14 protein-coding genes are annotated in these 18,594 nt (G+C 51.9%); 10 read left to right on the top strand and 4 right to left on the bottom strand.

All coding sequences use genetic code 11. From position 1 onward, the window contains the following. Position 1 precedes the first annotated feature (1 nt). From PsW74_RS07735 to PsW74_RS07725, 3 genes are all read right to left on the bottom strand, one after another. Positions 2-484 carry an aromatic-ring-hydroxylating dioxygenase subunit beta gene (locus PsW74_RS07735; protein ID WP_063288520.1) on the bottom strand — a complete coding sequence of 161 codons (483 nt, stop codon included), beginning with the start codon at positions 482-484 and terminating at the stop codon, positions 2-4. After that, positions 465-1,820 carry an aromatic ring-hydroxylating dioxygenase subunit alpha gene (locus tag PsW74_RS07730; protein WP_063288521.1) on the bottom strand — a complete coding sequence of 452 codons (1,356 nt, stop codon included), beginning with the start codon at positions 1,818-1,820 and terminating at the stop codon, positions 465-467. The genes PsW74_RS07735 and PsW74_RS07730 overlap by 20 nt, the downstream gene beginning before the upstream one ends. Before the next feature lie 82 nt (positions 1,821-1,902). After that, entirely contained in the window at positions 1,903-2,862 is a 960-nt protein-coding gene (locus tag PsW74_RS07725) for a PDR/VanB family oxidoreductase (RefSeq protein WP_063288522.1), read from the bottom strand. Positions 2,863-3,061: 199 nt separating this feature from the next. Here PsW74_RS07725 and PsW74_RS07720 point away from each other — a divergent pair, with 199 nt between their 5' ends. From PsW74_RS07720 to PsW74_RS07675, 10 genes are all read left to right on the top strand, one after another. After that, the gene (locus tag PsW74_RS07720) at positions 3,062-4,090 is read left to right on the top strand and encodes a TRAP transporter substrate-binding protein (RefSeq protein WP_057465278.1); all 1,029 of its coding nucleotides are present in this window, start codon (positions 3,062-3,064) and stop codon (positions 4,088-4,090) included. Further along, the gene (locus PsW74_RS07715; protein ID WP_063288523.1) at positions 4,087-4,596 is read left to right on the top strand and encodes a TRAP transporter small permease; all 510 of its coding nucleotides are present in this window, start codon (positions 4,087-4,089) and stop codon (positions 4,594-4,596) included. Before PsW74_RS07720 ends, PsW74_RS07715 begins: the two co-directional genes overlap by 4 nt. Further along, complete coding sequence (locus tag PsW74_RS07710; protein WP_063288524.1) at positions 4,596-5,882, top strand: TRAP transporter large permease; 1,287 nt, start codon at positions 4,596-4,598, stop codon at positions 5,880-5,882. The genes PsW74_RS07715 and PsW74_RS07710 overlap by 1 nt, the downstream gene beginning before the upstream one ends. Positions 5,883-5,912: 30 nt before the next feature. Then, positions 5,913-6,386 (top strand): MarR family transcriptional regulator, encoded by a 474-nt coding sequence (locus PsW74_RS07705; protein ID WP_063288525.1) that lies wholly within the window; start codon positions 5,913-5,915, stop codon positions 6,384-6,386. A gap of 118 nt (positions 6,387-6,504) precedes the next feature. Further along, the gene (locus tag PsW74_RS07700; RefSeq protein WP_082830504.1) at positions 6,505-7,026 is read left to right on the top strand and encodes a MarR family winged helix-turn-helix transcriptional regulator; all 522 of its coding nucleotides are present in this window, start codon (positions 6,505-6,507) and stop codon (positions 7,024-7,026) included. A 62-nt stretch (positions 7,027-7,088) separates the two neighbouring features. After that, complete coding sequence (locus tag PsW74_RS07695; RefSeq protein ID WP_063288526.1) at positions 7,089-9,239, top strand: indolepyruvate ferredoxin oxidoreductase subunit alpha; 2,151 nt, start codon at positions 7,089-7,091, stop codon at positions 9,237-9,239. Positions 9,240-9,241: 2 nt separating this feature from the next. After that, positions 9,242-10,804 carry an indolepyruvate oxidoreductase subunit beta family protein gene (locus PsW74_RS07690; protein ID WP_063288527.1) on the top strand — a complete coding sequence of 521 codons (1,563 nt, stop codon included), beginning with the start codon at positions 9,242-9,244 and terminating at the stop codon, positions 10,802-10,804. Positions 10,805-11,385: 581 nt separating this feature from the next. Continuing rightward, a complete protein-coding gene (locus PsW74_RS07685) occupies positions 11,386-12,663 on the top strand; it encodes an aromatic amino acid transport family protein (RefSeq protein WP_057465273.1) in 1,278 nt (425 codons plus the stop codon). A gap of 70 nt (positions 12,664-12,733) precedes the next feature. Next, on the top strand, positions 12,734-14,104 hold the full coding sequence (locus PsW74_RS07680) for an L-serine ammonia-lyase (RefSeq protein WP_057465272.1): 1,371 nt from the start codon (positions 12,734-12,736) through the stop codon (positions 14,102-14,104). Positions 14,105-14,262: 158 nt separating this feature from the next. Continuing rightward, positions 14,263-15,351 (top strand): endonuclease/exonuclease/phosphatase family protein, encoded by a 1,089-nt coding sequence (locus PsW74_RS07675; RefSeq protein WP_063288528.1) that lies wholly within the window; start codon positions 14,263-14,265, stop codon positions 15,349-15,351. A gap of 80 nt (positions 15,352-15,431) precedes the next feature. On the opposite strand, the gene PsW74_RS07670 is transcribed toward PsW74_RS07675, so the two are convergent. Then, on the bottom strand, positions 15,432-18,578 hold the full coding sequence (locus tag PsW74_RS07670; RefSeq protein WP_063288874.1) for a hypothetical protein: 3,147 nt from the start codon (positions 18,576-18,578) through the stop codon (positions 15,432-15,434). Between the last annotated feature and the right edge of the window lie 16 nt (positions 18,579-18,594).

Genomic DNA, 18,594 nt, shown 5'->3' with positions numbered 1-18,594 from the left:
CTTAAATGAACAGCTGGATGTTGCCAAAGGCAGCATCACAGTTGAGCAGATCAACCCGCTTCAGTTTAATTTTCAGCTCGTCCTCCACCATCTCAAAATGATGGTGCACGGTGGCTGCCAGCAAGAACTGGTCATCGAGCCGCGTCTCCACATAATGAACGGCAGTGCGGGTGATAAACTGGCCCGCCTTCGGATCAAAAGCCTCGATGCTTGGGCGGTTCAAAACATGAGAGCAGCGGCTCTTGGGTTTTTGCGAAAAAGTGCGCAGGCCATTGAGGCGCTCAACACGAAGTTTCCGCAAAAATGCATCCTCATACATAAGCGAGGTCATGTTTTTCGGGTTGTCCTGCTGATAATCCAGCGGCATCCAGTAGTAGCTGTCAGAGCCCCAAAGCTCCAGCCACTCATCAAAGCGGCCTTCATCAATCACCCGGGCTTCATGGTAGACAAAGTCGATCAGGTCATCACGCGTCGGTAAGGTCACGAGCTTCGGCCTCCATGCTTGCAACAACAAACTTCTTCCAGGCGTGGAACTGATTGCGCATCTGGCGTTCCGTCGTCCCGTTCTCAACGGCTTCTTCATCCAGGTTTTCGTCAGCATCATAAAGGCGCTGCACATTCACCCACTCAAGTTCCTGAGAATGCAGGCCTTCCTGCGCACGCTCATACATCTCCAGATCATCGTGCCCAACAATGGAGGTTGGTGCGTTGATCAGGCGGTTGTACATGGCCGTGCGCTCAAGCAGCATGTCCGGTGCATCAACAAGGCGGAAGATATAGCTTTCAACCAGCGTCTTATTGGCGGCCAGTGGAATGAACACACGCAACTGCTGGATAGGGCCTTTGATCATGATGTTCGGGAAATAGACCGTGTTATGCCGGTTCTCACCCAAAATAGCCTTGGCACGTTCTTCGCCATAGGCCTCCACCATCATCTCCAGATAACCCGGAATAGCAGAGTAATCCGAGTGAATGGAATGATGCACACCTGTATGACCATGACCATTCGGCCACGTGCGAATACCCATATCCTCAAAGAACTCGTAGGGCGACATGAACGGCGCAATCACCTCCATCGCCATAGGCGTTTTGGTGTTCTCGTCCTTGTCTATGCTCTCCCAGATCTCAACCGCGGTGCCAGCTGAACTTTCATGAGCAACCATCGGGTGACAGGTGTCCGTCTGGTTATCGACCAGCATCTTCCAGTTGCAATTGTGCATGTAGCGCAGCGGTGGGCCAGCCACCTCTAGCTTCCCAACCGGAGAGCGGTCCACCATGTTATCGAGAGAGGAGAGGGAGCCGCCGAAGTACTCCTCAAAGCTGATGCCCTCTTGGTTCATGCGCACAAAGATAAAGCCGCGATAATTCTTCACCGCACCCACAGGCGGCAGACCGCTTTGCCCAGCCTCGCTCTGCTCAAAACCGGTGTCTTTGTACCCCTTCTTCAGCGGGATCGCGAGCAGTTTGCCATTGGTGCGGAACGACCACGCATGGTAAGGACAGCGGAAAAACTTGCCCGTATTGCCTGTACGATCAATGACGATCTTGGTGCCTTTATGCGGGCAGCGATTGTGCAGCACATACACCTCGCCATCCGTATGTCGTGCCAGCAAAATAGGCTGGGCAGCAACGTCGGTCGCGAAATAATCGCCAGCATTGGGCACCTGACTTTCATGCCCCACATAAACCCATGTGGAGGCAAACAGATGCTTCATTTCTAAGGCAAACACTTCATCGTCGATATACAGATCACGATGAACCTCAGCAGGGCGCACAAGGTCTGCCACCACCTGCGGATTATCTTTGTATTTCATGGTCATAAGCTCCCCTCCCAAAAAGCTTAGAGCGCATACTGACCGGAGCTAAAAATGCGTCCCTCCGGCAAATACGCAAAATTATCTTTTACAAATCCAGCACCAGTCGTTTGGACTTGGCGCGCGATACGCAAATATGCATCACGTCACCAGCCGCTTTCTCATCATCACTCAGCACCACGTCCCGGTGGTCTGGTTCACCCTCAAGCACATCCACCTGACAAATCCCGCAGTCCCCGCGTTGGCAATCGTAAACAAGGTCCACGCCGCCGTCTTCCAGCACATCCACGATGGATTTATCCTGTGGCACCCAAAACACCTCGCCAGAGGATTTCACCTCCACCTCAAACCCGTCACTAACATCATCGCCTGAAGACGCAGGGCTTGCAAACAGTTCAAAGTGGATTTGCTCTTTGCCAAAACCAGCAGACAGCGCCGTCTCGCGTACGGCTTCAATCATTCCCTTCGGACCACATACATAGATATGGCTGCGAGCATCGAGCGTTGGAATGAGAGCGCCAAGATCCAGACAGCGCACAGGATCGTCATCACTATGAATGTTCAATGCATCACCGCAAAGATCCGCAAGCTCATCCCTGAATGCCATCCCGTCCAGCGTGCGGCCAGAGTAGTGCAGGGCATAGGCTTTGCCTGCGCGCTTCAACGCAGCAGCCATGCTGATGATCGGCGTCACACCAATGCCGCCTGCAACCAGAACAACCGGTCTGTCGTCTGCAATCAGCGGAAAATCGTTCTTTGGCACGTCAACCTGAACAGTGTCACCCACCTGCAAAGAATGCATGTAAGCCGAACCGCCACTTCCGTCTTGCTCCAAAAGTATACCGAGCATGTATCGTTGATTCTCGTAGGGTAAGTTTTCACCAAAATCGATCAGAGAATATTGACGAGAAGAACCATCCTTAAGTTGAACTGCGATATGTGCACCAGCTTCAAATTGCGGAAGCTGCGCATTATCTTCGGCTTTGAGAACAAACTGTTTGATTTTTGGGGCGGCCGTCCGAACCCCCTCAATAATAAGTGTTTTCATGCTTTTTGGCGTCCTCCCTCAGAGCCAAAACAAGGAGAGTCTCCTCTCGCATAAATGAGAAATATAATATGCGATATCATATAAAACAATGTCAATGCATGAACTGGAAATAGTTTCCATTTCATATTTGTGCTTGATTAACCCACGGTATGTGTGCACATTTTTCTTATTCATCCTGTATTCTCTGGGGAGGGAGAACATGAATAAGAAACTCAAGATATTTGCAGCTGCAACTATTACCGCGCTCTCTGTCAGCGCATCTGCCATGGCGCAGGAAACCGTATTGCGCATGTCCAGCTGGCTACCACCGGCACACCCGATCGTAAAAGGCATGATGGTGCCTTGGGCGGCCAAAGTGAAGGAAGTCACAGAGGGACGCGTCTCTGTGCAAATCCTCGACGCACCGCTCGGCCCGCCACCAGCGCACTTTGACCTCGCCGCAAACGGCATTGCGGATCTCACCTACGGCGTGCACGGTTACACACCGGGCCGCTTTAAACTCACACAGATTGCAGAACTGCCTTTCCTTGCAACGGACGCCACCAGCCTGTCCGTTGCCTACTGGCGTCTCTATGAAAGCACGCTGGCAAAAGCCAACGAGCACCGTGGCTCAAAGGTTCTGGGCGTCTTCACCCACGGTCCCGGCCTGCTTTACACAACCGACCGTGCCGTCTCACCTTTGAGCGAGCTGAAAGGCGCAAAGATCCGCGTTGCTGGCAGCATCACCAACCAGCTGGTTCAGGCTATGGACATGGTCGCTATTCAGGCACCAGCACCGCAGTCCTATGAGATCCTGTCCGGCGGCATTGCTGACGGCATCGTGTTCCCGACTGAATCCATCCCGTTCTTCAAGCTGGATGGCCTGCTTAGCAATGGCCTGCGCGTAGAAGGTGGTCTGTACAACGTCTCCTTCTTCTTCATCGCCAACAACGCCAAGTTCTCCAGCTTGTCAGAAGCGGATCAGAAAGCCATTGAGGCCATCTCTGGTGAAGCCTTCTCCCGTCTTGCGGGCGCCGCTTGGAACGCTGCGGATGCATGGGGTCTGGAGCAGATGGAAGGCAAAGTGACCATTCACGACGCCACCGCAGAAGAGCGTGCTCAACTGGAAGAAGCCACCCGTCCAATGTTTGACGGTGTTGCCAAATCCTACGGCGAAAAAGGCATCGACTTTGAAGTTGCCATGGACATGCTCCAAAAAGAAGTTGCAGCGGTTGCCTCTGAAAAATGAGTGGGAATCTGGTTGATTTAGCAGCGCGCGCCCGACGAAAGCTTCGTTCGGGCGCCTCTGTGCTCTGCGGAATACTGCTTCTGGCGCTGGTCGCAGTAACGGTCATTGATGTGATTGGCCGTTACCTGTTTTCAAGCCCATTGCCCGGAGCGCCGGAATATACAGAACTGCTGCTCATGGCGGTGATCTTTACAGGCCTTCCAGCGGTGTGTCTGGATGACGGGCACATCACGGTAGACCTGTTCACCTCCAAGTTCAAAGGCGGAGTAGCCGCCCTGCAAATGTTCTTTTCACGCATGTTTGTAGCTGTGGTCCTGTCCGTTGTGGCCTGGGAGCTCTGGCAACACGGAACGCAGCTTGCAAGTTATCAGGAAGTGACGGTGTATTTACGCATCCCTCTTGCTCCATTTGCAAAAGCAGCCGGTGTCATTTGTGCGTTTTGCGCATTCATCACATTCGTGCTTGCCGTTTTGAGAATTCCTAGAGGTGTTGGGGGCGGTTCCTGATGGAATGGTATCTGGGTCTTGCCATCCTGATGGCATTGATTTTTGTAGGCGTGCCAATTGCTTTTGCAATGGCTGCCGTTGGTTTCTTCGGAGTGGCGTCCATCATTGGATTGCCTCCTGCTTTTCACCTTGTCGGACAGGTCTATTTTGACAGCGGTCGAAGCTACACCCTGTCGGTCGTGCCCCTGTTCCTGCTCATGGGCAATCTCATCGTCCAGTCTGGCATCGCCAGTGACATGTATACGGCGGCAAACGCCTGGTTGAGACACCGCAAAGGCGGTCTGGCCATGGCAACCATCGTTGCCTGTGGCGGCTTTTCCTCGGTTTGCGGATCGTCTTTAGCAACCACCGCAACCATGGCACGCGTCTCTCTGCCAGCCATGCGCCGATTTGGGTATTCGGACCGCTTGGCAACATCTTCCATCGCAGCAGGTGGAACGCTGGGTATTTTGATCCCGCCCTCCGTCATTCTTGTGATCTACGGCATTCTTACACAGCAAAACATCGGCGCGCTGTTCCTGGCTGGCATTTTGCCGGGCCTCGTCGGCGTCATCGGCTATATGCTCGCCGTGCGCTTGTCGCTCTTCATGTTTAAGGAGGAGCTGGAAGTTCAGAGCAAGCTGCCCCTGATAGAGCGGATCATCGCTCTGCGCGGTGTGTCATGGGCATTGCTTTTGTTTGTCTGTGTGCTGGGGGGCATCTATCTCGGCGTCTTCACAGCCACTGAAGCGGCTGGCATCGGAGCAGGCGGAGCACTGGTTCTGACTGCAATGCGGGGCAAACTAACCTATCGGGAGACGCTCAACACCTTATTCGAGACAGCCAAAACCACAGCTGTGATGTTCTTCATTCTGTTCGGGGCGCTCTATTTCCTGAACTACGTGAACATTTCCGGTCTGACGACGGACCTGCGCACATGGGTAAACGCCCTTGGCGTCGGGCCCTATGCCATCATTACCATGATCGTGCTGATCTATCTGGTGTTGGGGTGCCTGCTGGAAAGCCTGTCTATGGTCACGCTCACAGTGCCGATTCTCTTTCCAATCGTCACAGGTCTTGGGTTTGACCCGATCTGGTTCGGTATCTTCGTCATTATCGTCACGGAAATGAGTTTCATCACGCCTCCAATTGGCATGAACGTGTTTGTTATGCGCTCAGTTGCGCCTGAGGTGCCGGTCGAAAAGATATTTGTCGGTGTAGTTCCATTTGTTGCTATGGATGTTGTGCGCTTGATCCTGCTAATTGCAGTTCCGGGACTCGCACTTATCATTCCGTACTCAATGTAGCGCGACAAAAACAAAAGAAGAGGCTGGCCGGTGGACGCAGACCTGAATGAAATCGACACTCATGAAAAGGAAACCGGCTTTGTAGACGGTTACCTTTTGTATCTGCTGGCATCGGCAAGCCATCTGGCAAGCGGGCAGTTTCACGAAGAAATCCGGGGCGCAGGCGTACGCGTCCCGGAATGGCGCGTACTGGCGTGTCTTCGAGACAATGACGGCCAGATGGTCACTCAGTTGGCCCGCTTCGCTTTGATGGAGCAATCTCACCTCACTAAAACCATTGATCAGATGACAGAAAGAGGGCTGGTGACACGCCGCTCTGATGAAGCAGACCGCCGCCGTGTCCGCATCTTTTTGAGCGAGAAGGGCAGGGAACTCGCCGGTCAGCTCGTCACGCAGGCCAGTGCTCATGAAGAGCGGTTGATCCGTCAGCTTGGCATGAATGATATTACGCAGGTGAAAGGTTTTCTCTCTCGCATGATCGAGACTCTCGAAAACAATGAATGATCACATATTTACGCTATAATCTACAGGATTGCAGTTGATATAAATATGTAAATGCATATAATCACTTCAAGCTCTACGAGAGAGGTGGGGCTTGTTCAAAAAAGAAAGAGTGCACCACATGAACGAGATTCTCGGTGATCAAGCTCCCGAAACTGAACAGGACGGACAATACTCAAAACCTGTATCCACGCCGAGAACTCTGGGAGAGGTCGGGCTGGGCCATTTTGCGCCCTATCTGATGAACCGGATTATGGGCAGATACAACGAGAGTCTGCGCGAAAAACTGAGCAGATCAGGGTTGTCGGTCGCCAAAATGAGAGCACTTGCTGTGTTGTCAGTCGTGGACGGGCTGATGATCAACGAACTCTCGGTTTATTCGGTGATCGAACAATCGACTTTGAGCCGCACGCTGGACGCGATGGAAAAGGAAGGCCTGATCCACCGCAAGGCCAGCGAGCAGGACAACCGCGTGCGCCATATTTTTCTGACAGAGGCTGGACGGTCTGCCTTTGCTGAGATGTGGCCGCATATGCGCGACGAATACAGCACAATGTTCACTGGCGTCTCGCAAGCCGAGCATGACGCCTTTTTGGTGACACTACGCAAGGTGCTGGCAAACATACGAAAGCACGACTTCTAGGGCGCGTTTCTCTTCATTGAGTTCGCACCAACTGGATCTGTCATGCTTTCTGGGGAGAGAGAATGGCAGAAAGATCTTTTGTCAAAGAGGTCGAAAAACTTCGCGCAGGTGAGGGCGAAGTGTTCCGCGGTGAAGGCATTCTGGCCATCACCAAAGCACTGCTGGAAAATGGTGTTGGCTATGTTGGCGGCTATCAGGGCTCGCCCATCAGCCACCTCATGGATGTTCTGGCTGATGCGCAGGATATTCTTGGCGAGCTGGGCGTGCACTTTGAAGCCAGCGCCAGCGAGGCTGCCGCCGCCGCCATGCTGGCCGCGTCCGTTCACTATCCCATTCGCGGCGCAGTCACCTTCAAATCAACAGTCGGCACCAACGTTGCCTCTGACGCATTGGCAAACCTGTCGTCCGGCGGTGTCACCGGTGGTTCCCTTGTGATTGTCGGAGAAGATTACGGCGAAGGTTCTTCCATCATGCAGGAGCGCAGCCACGCCTTTGCAATGAAAAGCCAGATCTGGCTGCTCGATCCGCGTCCCAATCTGCCATCCATCGTCAAAGCTGTTGGCGATGGTTTTGAGCTATCCGAAGCCTCCAACACACCGGTTATGCTTCAGGTGCGCATCCGCAGCTGTCATGTCCATGGCGAGTTCACCACCAAAGACAACAAGCGCCCATCCATGAGTGTGGCAGAAGCGCTGGAGAACCCAAAGCGTGACCTGAACCGCATCGTCTTGCCCCCAGCCTCCTTCCTCCATGAACAGGAGAAAGTGACAAAGCGCTTGCCTGCCGCGTTGGATTATATTCAAACGCATAAACTGAACGAGCTGTTCGGCCCTCAGGGTCGCAATGTCGGGATTATCCTGCAAGGCGGTATGTATAACGGCGTCATCCGCGCATTACAGCGTTTGGGCCTTGCCGACATCAACGGCGAAACGCAAATCCCGCTCTACGTCATGAATGTAACCTATCCGCTTGTTCCAGCTGAAATCACCGAGTTCTGCCGCACCAAAGAGGCCGTGCTGGTGGTGGAAGAGGGCTATCCTGATTATCTGGAGCAAGCCGTCGGCGCCATGCTGCAAAAGGAAGGCCTCACCACCAAACTGGAAGGGAAAGGGCCATTCCCCGAAGCTGGTGAATATACCGGACAGGTGATGCTGGACAGCATCCAGACCTTCCTTGCAACCCACTGCGATGCGTTGCCCGGCAAAGGACGCGCACCAAACACACCTGGAGCCCTGCCAGATATCAAAGAGCTGCAAGAGGTCGTTCCCATGCGCCCGCCCGGGTTCTGCGTGGGGTGTCCGGAACGCCCAATTTTCGCTGCCACCAAACTGGTGGAAGATGAACTTGGCCCGCATCACATAGCTTCCGATATCGGCTGCCACCTGTTCTCCATCATGCCCCCTTTTGGCATTGGCTCCACCACCATGGGGTATGGACTAGGCCCGGCCTCGGCCTCTGCATTCAACACAACAAAAACGGATCGCAGGTCCATCTCGTTCATGGGAGACGGCGGCTTCTGGCACAATGGCCTGACCACCTCTATCGGCAATGCGGTCTTCAATCAAAATGACGGCGTGATCGTCATTGTCGACAATTACTATTCAGCGGCCACAGGCGGGCAGGACATCCTGTCCTCAAGGGCAAACAACAAAAGCAAGTCCACCAAACACCCGATCACCGAAGCGGTGAAAGGCGTCGGTGTCAAATGGGTTCGTCAGCTTGACCGCACCTATGACGTCACCCAGATGCAATCAATCCTGAAAGAAGCGCTGACCACTGATGTCAAAGGACCAAAAGTCATCATCGCGTCTTCAGAATGCATGCTCAACAAACAGCGCCGCGAAAAGCCGATCATCAATCAGGCCGTGAAAGAGCAAAAGCGCGTCGTCAAAACCCGCTTTGGTGTTGATGAAGATGTCTGTACAGGGGATCACGCCTGTATGCGCTTATCCGGCTGCCCGTCGCTGACAGTCAAAGATCTGGATGACCCGCTGCGCGATGATCCCGTCGCGCATATCGACCAGAACTGCGTGGGTTGCGGCAATTGCGGGGAGGTTGCGGACGCCGCCATCCTCTGCCCATCCTTCTATCAGGCCGACACCATTCACAACCCAAGCAAAACCGAACGCTTCTTCAGTAAGATACGCGGTCGCATCATTTCTGCGCTGCAAAACTGGCGAGAGCGCCGATCTCTGATCATTGAGGAGGCATAAGTATGGATATCGACACTCAATGGCAGGCTTTGGGAACAGGCGAGGATGAAACCCGCACTATCACGAAAATCGCTATTTTCGCTGTTGGCGGGCAGGGCGGTGGTGTCCTCACAGACTGGATCGTCAACTTAGCTGAAGCCAACGGCTATAAAGCCCAGTCCACCTCTGTCGCAGGTGTCGCCCAGCGCACGGGCGCAACGATCTATTACGTTGAAATGGCACCAGACACTGGCAAAGCCCCCGTCTTCTCTCTCAGCCCAGCGCAAGGCGATGTCGACATCGTCATTTGCGCGGAGCTCATGGAAGCAGGCCGCGCTGTTATCCGTGGTTTCGTGACTGCTGATAAAACCACGCTCATTGCATCATCTCACCGCATTCTGGCGGTCTCGGAAAAGATTGTGCCGGGCAAAGGGGAGCAGGACAGTGATGTCGTCCTCTCTCGTCTCGGAAATGCCTCCCAAAAACTGGTCGCCTTCAATATGGAAGAGGTCGCTGCAGACAATGGCAGCGTGATCTCCTCCAGCCTGTTCGGCGCACTTGCCGGTTCAGGCGCATTGCCATTTCTCAAAAGCACCTATGAAGACACCATCCGCAAAGGCGGTAAAGGCGTCAAAGCAAGTCTGGCCTCCTTCAATGCGAGCTTCGAGCACGCCCAGTCATCAGCTGCTGCTGGAAGCGCTGGTACCAAGCGACCAGAACAACCAAAGTCTGAGAAGGCACTCACAGTCCGCGGGCCTGAGAAGAAACGCGCAGCCTGGCAACTGCTTTTATCCCGCATTGAAGCGCTTCCAAAACAGGTTCACGAGATGGCGCTGGCAGGGCTGCGCAAGACCGTTGAGTTTCAGGATCTGGAATACGGTGAGGAGTATCTCAATCACCTCGAGATTGTACTCGCAAGTGATACCGAAAATGGCAATTGGGAGTTCACCAGAGTTGCGGCCAAGTATATCGCAAATGCTATGTGTTATGACGACACGATCCGTGTTGCCGACATAAAAACGCAAAAAACACGCTTGCAACGCGTTGAAAGGGAAGTCCAGTTAGGAGCCGAAAACCAGCTGGAACTGACCGAATATCTCCACCCGCGCATGGAAGAAATCTGCGGAACTCTGCCAGTTCGACTTGGTAAATGGGTCGAAGCCCATCCTAAAGTGTTCAACTGGCTGGATAGAAGGGTGAACAAAGGGCGACGCATAAGAACGCACTCCGTTCGAGGCTTCCTCAGCCTCTGGCTCATCAGCAGTCTGAAACCCTGGCGTCGCCGTTTTCTGCGCCATGAAATTGAGACAGAACATCTCCAGAACTGGCGGGATCTTGCGATTAAGACCGTGTATTCGGACTATGATCTTGCTGTTGAGATCCTCACTTGCCGCCGGCTCATCAAAGGATATTCGGACACACATAAACGCGGGCACTCCAAATTTGACCGGGTTCTTTCCTCTCTCACACTCCTGAAAGACAGAAAAGACGCCGCAGATTGGCTCAGACGTCTCAGAGAAGCCGCGCTTTTGGATGAAAAAGGCGAAGCTTTGGAAGGTGCAATGAAAACAATTCAAACCCTCTGATTGAAAACAGGGGGAAAGAATGTCGCATTTGAAATTTTTCCTCCGATTATAATTAATGTATGCATTTGTGTGCCTTAGCGAAAATACGGTGTTTTTTTGAGCGCACAAAATGCGCGTGCAAGGGGCATATTGTCATCATCCGAGGACAGGTGAACGCATTAGATTCAGGCATACACCTGAATGCAATTTTACTTATGCGAATTACTCAAATGACGCCAAAGTACCTCTAGGTCAGTGATATACGCTTGGGAAACAGTGTGTTGACTGCATATATTAGAATGCGCGTATATTGCGTGAGCTGCAGGTCTGACGAAGAGCCAAAGCTGATTAATAGGAATTCAGTGAAAAATCCTATTTAATATAATTATTTACAGCGCCGCGGCAGATTGTTGCACGCTCACTGGGGTCTCGCGCTATTAAACTGAAGTCGTATTCAGTATCGCTGCGTTATTATGGCGCGCAGGATGTGTATTAAAACGTATGGTCTTAAAATTTTAACATAAGTATATCAGGTCCCCGTCCTAGAGAGATTGGGAAATTCTCCTAGGGCACATGAGTGTGCACATGGGGAAATAAAAGAAATGTCAAGCATCAATGCGACCGAAGTCGAAGTCGCCCCGAAAGAAACGGTTAAATATACAAAAGAAGATCTTACCTGGTCTTTGTCCATGTTCGGTACCGCCGTCGGTGCCGGTGTTCTGTTTCTTCCAATCCGTGCAGGTCTTGAAGGCTTCTGGCCGCTGATCCTGATCGCAGCTCTCGTAGGTCCAATGACCTACTTCTCTCACCGCGCACTGGCTCGCTTTGTTCTTTCCTCCAAGAACAAAGACGCAGACATCACAGACGTGGTTGAAGAACACTTTGGTAAAGCAGCAGGCTTGCTGATTACCTTCTTCTATTTCTTCGCGATTTACCCAATCGTGTTGATCTACGGTAACGCGATTACCAACACCATCGACAGCTTCATCGTCAACCAGTTGGCAATGCCTGCAGTTCCACGCTGGCTCCTCTCTGGTATTCTCGTTGCAATGATGATGGGCGTCATGATCCTTGGTCGCCGCCTGATGCTCGTCGCAACTGAGCTTCTGGTGTACCCACTGGTGATCATCCTGTTTGGTATGTCTGTATACCTGATCCCATCCTGGTCATTTGAAGCCATGAGCTTCGACATGATCCCGGAAACCGGCACTTTGCTGACAGTGGTGTACCTCACCATTCCAATGCTTATCTTCTCCTTCAACCACAGCCCAGCCGTCTCCTCCATGGCTCTGGCTCAGCGCGAAGCACATGGCGATAACGCAGTTGCAAAGTCCGACATCATCTTGAAGCGCGCATCTGTGATGCTCCTCGGTTTCGTTATGTTCTTCGTATTCAGCTGCGTTCTCGCACTGACACCTGAACAGCTGATGGAAGCAAAACAGCAGAACCTGCCAGTCCTGTCTTACCTTGCAAACGTGTTTGACAGCCCACTGATCTCTTTCATGGGGCCACTGGTTGCGTTCCTTGCAATCTTCTCTTCCTTCTTCGGTCACTACCTTGGCGCAAAAGAAGGTCTTGCAGGCATTGCTAAGAAAGCTGCTCCAAAAGCTGTTGAAGGCTTGGGCGAAAAGAAATTCAACACACTGCTTGTTGCATTCTTCTTCTTCTCCGTCTGGGGTGTTGCAATCATCAACCCATCCGTTCTTGGTATGATTGAAGGCCTGGGTGCTCCGTTCATCGCAGCAATCCTGTTCCTGATGCCAATGTACGCAATCAAAAAAGTCCCAAGCATGAAGAAGTACGACGGTGCGCTGTCCAACATCTTCATCACCATCATGGGCATTGTCGCAATCTCTGCGATCGTAAAAGGCCTCTTCTAAGAAGGCCAACTAACAAAAATGAACCGGTGTCTTCGGACACCGGTTTTTCTCTCCCACTGAGGTTCACGTTATGTTCAGCGTTTTTGACATCTTCAAAATCGGTGTAGGTCCATCCAGCTCCCATACAGTCGGGCCTATGAAAGCGGCAAAGCAGTTCATTGATAGCCTGCGTGCTCAGGATAAACTGCGTGATGTGACGCGTATTGCAGTTGACATATACGGCTCTCTGTCTCTGACAGGCAAAGGCCACCACACAGACACAGCAATTATTATGGGGCTTGGTGGCAACTCTCCGGAAACCGTTGATATTGACAGCATTCCAGAGTTCATTCAGCGCGTAGAACAAACTGGTCGCCTCCCGGTTGGCATGCATTGCCACGTGGTTGACTTCCCGAGTGATGCGATCACATTCAACCGTCCAGCACTTGAGTTGCACGAAAACGGCATGTCCATCCATGCCTTTGCAGGTGGAGAAAAGATCTTCTCCAAAACCTACTATTCCATCGGCGGTGGGTTCATCGTGGATGAAGAGAATTTTGGTAAGGCTTCAGAAAACGAAGTTTCAGTGCCGTATCCATACAAATACGCTTCAGAATTGCTGGAGCATTGCCGCCAAAATGGTATGAGCATTTCCGCGCTTGTTCTGGAGAACGAAAAAGCATTCCGCAGTGAAACAGAACTGCGTGAGAGCTTTGGTCGTGTCTGGAATGTGATGCGCGATGGCATAGAGCGTGGCAGCAACACGGAAGGTCTGCTGGCAGGCCCGCTCAAAGTCCCACGCCGTGCAGCAGCACTACGCCGTCAGCTGACGGCAACAGAGCGCAGCAGCAACGATCCTATGGCGACGGTTGACTGGGTCAACATGTTCGCGCTGGCCATATCAGAAGAAAATGCAGCAGGTGGCCGAGTTGTAACAGCACCAACCAATGGTGCTGCAGGCATCATTCCTGCGGTTCTCGCGTACTATGACAAGTTTATCGAACGTCTTGAGCCTGAGCACTACACAAAGTTCTTCCTCGCCTCAGGTGCCATTGGAGCGCTGTATAAGACCAATGCATCCATCTCCGGTGCAGAAGTTGGCTGTCAGGGTGAGGTTGGTGTTGCGTGCTCCATGGCAGCAGCAGGCCTTGCAGAGCTGCTGGGTGCGAGCCCGGCTCAGGTCTGCATTGCAGCTGAAATCGGTATGGAGCACAATCTGGGCCTCACATGTGACCCTGTTCTCGGACAGGTTCAGGTGCCTTGCATCGAGCGCAATGCAATAGCCTCTGTAAAAGCGATCAACGCAACACGTATGGCTATGCGCCGAAACTCAGATCCATGTGTTTCTCTCGATAAAGTCATCGCGACCATGTACGAAACCGGCAAGGACATGCTGGCAAAATACAGAGAAACCTCACAGGGTGGTCTTGCGCTTAAAGTGGTGCCGGTCGCAGCAGAGTAAGCAGCAACCAATGTGTTTAAGATAGGAAAGCTGGCCTTTAGGTCAGCTTTTTTTTGTTTTGCTCAGCCATTTTGCGGAAACACTTAAAACTGCAAGAACACTCGGAACGGGCCACTAACCCATGTTTGGTACTCCCAAAAGAAAAAAGGGAGAAACCCATGAAATCCTTGCTACTGGGTGCAACGATCATCGGATTGGCCATGCCGACAGTCCTCGCTCAAGACAAGCCTGTCACGATCGTCAGTTACAACGTGCAAAATCTCTTCGACACCATTGATGATGAGAACAATCCACGAGATGATACCTACCTTTCCAAAGAAGCAAAAGAAGCCCGTGGTAAGGATCATGAAGACGCTTGTGAGAGCTATAATGATAAAGGTTCCCACTATTACAAACAATGCATTGAGTTGAACTGGGGCGAGGAAAGCTACAAGCAAAAATTGATGACACTGGGCGCTGTCATTCGTTCCTTCCCGGAAACACCGGACATTCTGGTTTTACCTGAAACAGAAAACAAAAAGGTGCTTGATGATCTGGTCAACAAAGCACTGGCCGGTCTGGACTATACCTCTGTCATTCAGCTGGACACCTCCAACAATGAGCACAATCGGGGTATCGATGTTGGCATCATCTCGCGTTTGCCGCTTAAGGGAGAGCCGGAGACAATTAAGGTGTTTGGCGAAGATGGCGACAATCCCCACGATTGCCAGCCAACGCGGGATATTGTGAAAGCTCAGTTTGAGATGCCAGACGGCGAAACAATGCATGTCTTCGGTGTTCATTTTCCATCTGGCGCGGCCTATCAATGCCGGAAAGATGCGATGGAAGTGCTGAACAAGGAACGCGCAAAGCTTCCTGATGACGCAAATGTGGTTGCTGCTGGTGATTTCAATTTCAATTGCACAGACATTCAAAATGGGGAGTTTCAGGCCCTGGCGAGAGAAGGGAACTGGAGTTATCCGCCTGAGATAGTCGGGTGTGCAGCCCCGGGCAGCGCATTTTACTACAAGGATCAGAGCTGGTCCTTCTTGGATATGATCCTCGTTTCTGGTGCATTGCGTCCGGATCAGGACAGTAACAGTACATGGTTTGCTGATCTGGGCAGCTTCCACACAGTTGTCACGCACCCGAGCCAGTACGCACAGGATGCAAGAAACAGAGTACGCCCGAAGCGTTTTAATCCAGACAATAATCAGGGCGCCAGCGATCACTGGCCAGTCCTGATGCGGTTCCTGAAACGTTTCTGATAGTCGCTTACAACACTGCAAAAAAAAGAACCGGCCTGAACATTCTGGCCGGTTCTTTGCTGTTTAAGTTACGGGGCGGATCAGGTCTTATAGAGCTTCAGATCTGCCGTGATTTCACGGTGTACGAGCTCAATTTGCGCTGACATCGCATCAACAACGGCTTCCATTTCTGAATGACGTTGCCCTGCAGACCACTTCTCGATCTTGGGGTTTTCCGGCTTGTCTGTCACCGGAGAGTAGGCATCCAAAGCCTTCTTCAGGTTATCCAGCTCGGTATCAACCTGTGTGGCATAATCAAACACCGCTTTCATACCATCCGGTTTGCTCAGTTGCTCATCCCGCACTTCTGGGTACTTGAATGGGTCGCCATTGCAAAGGTTATGCAGCTCCTTGATGGAACGATCAATGTTTGGTGTCAGACAACTGTCTGTGGCCATTCGTGGATAGGCTCGCGTAGTAGCTGCCTTCTTGAACAAGAACCAGGACTTCAGGGTCAGATCAGGCGTACAAGGATGCCAGTTCTCCACCTTTGGTACGCGGCGCAGCACAACAGGATCATCGCTGTAAAGCGTCTCAAAGTACCGCACAACTGCAGAACATACATCTGTGCTGGAAACCAGCACCTCCGGCGTCAAACCACTGTTCCGGCCAACCTGACGGGCAATTGGGTCTTTTTCCTCCACAATCCCGTAGGCAAGCACACACTTGGCAAGCGTGGAATTGCCTGCAATCGCAGCACGTGCCGCTTTACGGTTTGCAGGGTCCATCCGCGCTTCCTGATACTTCTTCCAGCCATAAATAATCTTCGCGCGGCCATAGGTTTTATAACCGAAATCAGATAGCGCACGGCCCATGTTCATACCTGCCGAGATACCGGCTGAAGCCTGTGTCGCATCAGCCAAGCGCGCAATTTCAGCGGCAACACCAACAACGGAGAAGAAGGTGTTCAGCGTCTTCTGGCTCACCTGAATAGCGGCCTGTGTATGTCGCTCTTTGATGGCATGGTAATAGACCGAATTACTTGCTTCAGCCATGTTGACGTTCTTACGCCATTTCTCGACCTCAGCAGATTTCTTCGCCAACGCGATCGCATCGATGGTCAATTTTCTGATCGCTTCTGCAAGGCCTGTTGCTGGGAAGATCGTTGTGACAGCCTTCACACCACCACTTGCAATGGTCTCGATCATCTTGATCTTCATTTGAGAGGCTTTGATATCAGCAAGCAGAGTGTCGATGGCCTTCAAAGATTTCTCAACGGCCTTTTCATCATTCGGATCATCAGGTGAGGAAGCTTCTGCAATAAGATCTTGCAGAGCCTTGTGCTCTTCATCTGCGCGCTTCTCGATTTCGTCCATGTAAGCTTTGCGCTCTTTGGGATCAGCAAGCTTTTCCTTCAGACTAGCAAGCGCATTGCCTGTTTTTTCTTCTTCGATCTTTTTCAGCGCAGCTGCTGTATTCTTCTTGACGATTTCGGCGTCTTTTTCATCGCGACCTGGCTTCTTCAACTTATCGAGACCACCAGTCAGCAGAGCGTTGACATTTGCCATAATGTCTTCGTCAGAAAGAAGCTCCATGCTCTTCTCAACGCTCTGGACACCCGCACTTGGACCAGCAAGTTTCAGCTTTTTCTCAAGAATTTGCTGCGGTGTCAGACCCTCAGTCTCAGCCTCGCCTTCTTCAGTCAACTCACCTTGATCTGGCTGAATCTTACCCGTAATGGCATCACCAATGGCATCAGAACCAGTCGCGCTGGCAAGGTTTGCTAAGCCTCCTGTGAGGGCTTCTGCAAAGGCTTGATAGTCGCCATCAATCAACGCTTTTGTCGCTGTACCGGCATCAGTCGTTGCAATCATTGCAGCTTTAAGCGCTTCACCAACAATCTCGGGAGTAGTGGATTCCGTACCGCTCAACTGCGAGCCTGACGAAATTGCCGTGGAGAGGGAATCTGCCAGGGTTCCGATGATGGACATCACCGCTTCTTGCTTGGCGTCTTTGTCAGGAGCTTGTGTAGCCTGCAAAATTTTCTCTGAAACGCGTCCGCCAGCCATAGCAACATCAATCAGGCCAGAAACACCTTCAAAGATATTGCCGTGGTCATCCTCGCCTTTGCGGTCAGACGCGGATTTGTCAAAAGCAGCGCCAGCAGAGAGAACCTTTTTGATCTCTTCACCAATCATCTCGCCAGCTTCGTTCGCAAAGCTCAGCTTATCTGCGGCTGTTTTGCCTTTCTGCTCAGAAAAGACAATACCTTTTTCCGCAGCTGCAAGACCAGTGTCGAGCAATGTAGTGGTTGCAGTAAACAATGCACGCTGTTCAGCCACCCAATTGGCGTCCTTTGAGAGATTTTCTCCCAGCGAGTTCAAGGCTGAATCAATATTGGTTACTTTCTGAAGCTGATCTCCATACTTCCCGGCATCTTTTGCTGCTTTGATGACATCCTCTGAGCTTGCATTCGCATCCATGCCAAGAGACTTGCGCAAATCGCCTGTTACTTGGCCTTTCTGATTGTTCAGGACATCCTGTTTGGCAGAAATCTGGTCTTTGTCAGGTGCATCACCTGCAACTGTATTCAGATTGGCCAGAGTGATTGCATTGGATCCGATAGATGAGGCAAGCGTCACGACATCACGCGCAAAACCAATGGCTTCTAACGTATTTTCGTGTTTAGAAGCGGTTTCGCTATGTTCATCGAGCTTTTGCTCATAGATTTTTGCACCGCCCTTGAACATCTTCTCAAACTGGCTGTAGCGGGATGGGACCAGGTTTGATGGAATGATCCCTTCACGAACCAGCGGAGTCCAGAGTTCACGTGTGATGTCCTCTTCCGAGAACATCTCATTACCATCTTTATCTTTGGCCGCGATCATCTCTGCCTGTCGTGCCAGAATACGTTCAAAGGAAGCGTTAAGCTTCTTCAGCGTTTCAGCATTGATCTCGCCGCTATCAGCGCGAATGTCAGCACGCGTGTCTATCTCGGTCTGCATGTCCCCGGTCATCCAGGGCATCTTTGTGCCAGAGCCGGGGAGCTTGAACCATTTTTCATTCCGCGCCAGCGTTACTTCAAAGTTCTGTGCCTCGCGAATGGTTTCTTTGTCTCCATCCAGCTTGGCCATAATGTCGGTCAATCGTCCAGCTTTGGCTGCAACACGTTCGGCATTTTGTTCAAAATTGCCGGCGCCTTGTTGCGCTGTTTTGAGCCAATCGAGCTGTTTTCCGGTAAGGGGCATGACAAACTCCAACGTG

It is taken from the genome of Pseudovibrio sp. W74 (assembly GCF_001623085.1).
In the GTDB taxonomy this organism is placed as follows: domain Bacteria; phylum Pseudomonadota; class Alphaproteobacteria; order Rhizobiales; family Stappiaceae; genus Pseudovibrio.
Note: the sequence above shows the minus strand (reverse complement) of the source record. Positions and strands in the feature narration are given on the sequence as shown.

Bases quoted from the DNA above. Each gene is read 5' to 3' on its own strand.
- PsW74_RS07730 (WP_063288521.1), bottom strand. From the start codon at position 1,820: ATGACCATGAAATACAAAGATAATCCGCAGGTGGTGGCAGACCTTGTG.
- PsW74_RS07725 (WP_063288522.1), bottom strand. From the start codon at position 2,862: ATGAAAACACTTATTATTGAGGGGGTTCGGACGGCCGCCCCAAAAATC.
- PsW74_RS07720 (WP_057465278.1), top strand. From the start codon at position 3,062: ATGAATAAGAAACTCAAGATATTTGCAGCTGCAACTATTACCGCGCTC.
- PsW74_RS07715 (WP_063288523.1), top strand. From the start codon at position 4,087: ATGAGTGGGAATCTGGTTGATTTAGCAGCGCGCGCCCGACGAAAGCTT.
- PsW74_RS07710 (WP_063288524.1), top strand. From the start codon at position 4,596: ATGGAATGGTATCTGGGTCTTGCCATCCTGATGGCATTGATTTTTGTA.
- PsW74_RS07700 (WP_082830504.1), top strand. From the start codon at position 6,505: ATGAACGAGATTCTCGGTGATCAAGCTCCCGAAACTGAACAGGACGGA.
- PsW74_RS07695 (WP_063288526.1), top strand. From the start codon at position 7,089: ATGGCAGAAAGATCTTTTGTCAAAGAGGTCGAAAAACTTCGCGCAGGT.
- PsW74_RS07690 (WP_063288527.1), top strand. From the start codon at position 9,242: ATGGATATCGACACTCAATGGCAGGCTTTGGGAACAGGCGAGGATGAA.
- PsW74_RS07685 (WP_057465273.1), top strand. From the start codon at position 11,386: ATGTCAAGCATCAATGCGACCGAAGTCGAAGTCGCCCCGAAAGAAACG.
- PsW74_RS07680 (WP_057465272.1), top strand. From the start codon at position 12,734: ATGTTCAGCGTTTTTGACATCTTCAAAATCGGTGTAGGTCCATCCAGC.
- PsW74_RS07675 (WP_063288528.1), top strand. From the start codon at position 14,263: ATGAAATCCTTGCTACTGGGTGCAACGATCATCGGATTGGCCATGCCG.
- PsW74_RS07670 (WP_063288874.1), bottom strand. From the start codon at position 18,578: ATGCCCCTTACCGGAAAACAGCTCGATTGGCTCAAAACAGCGCAACAA.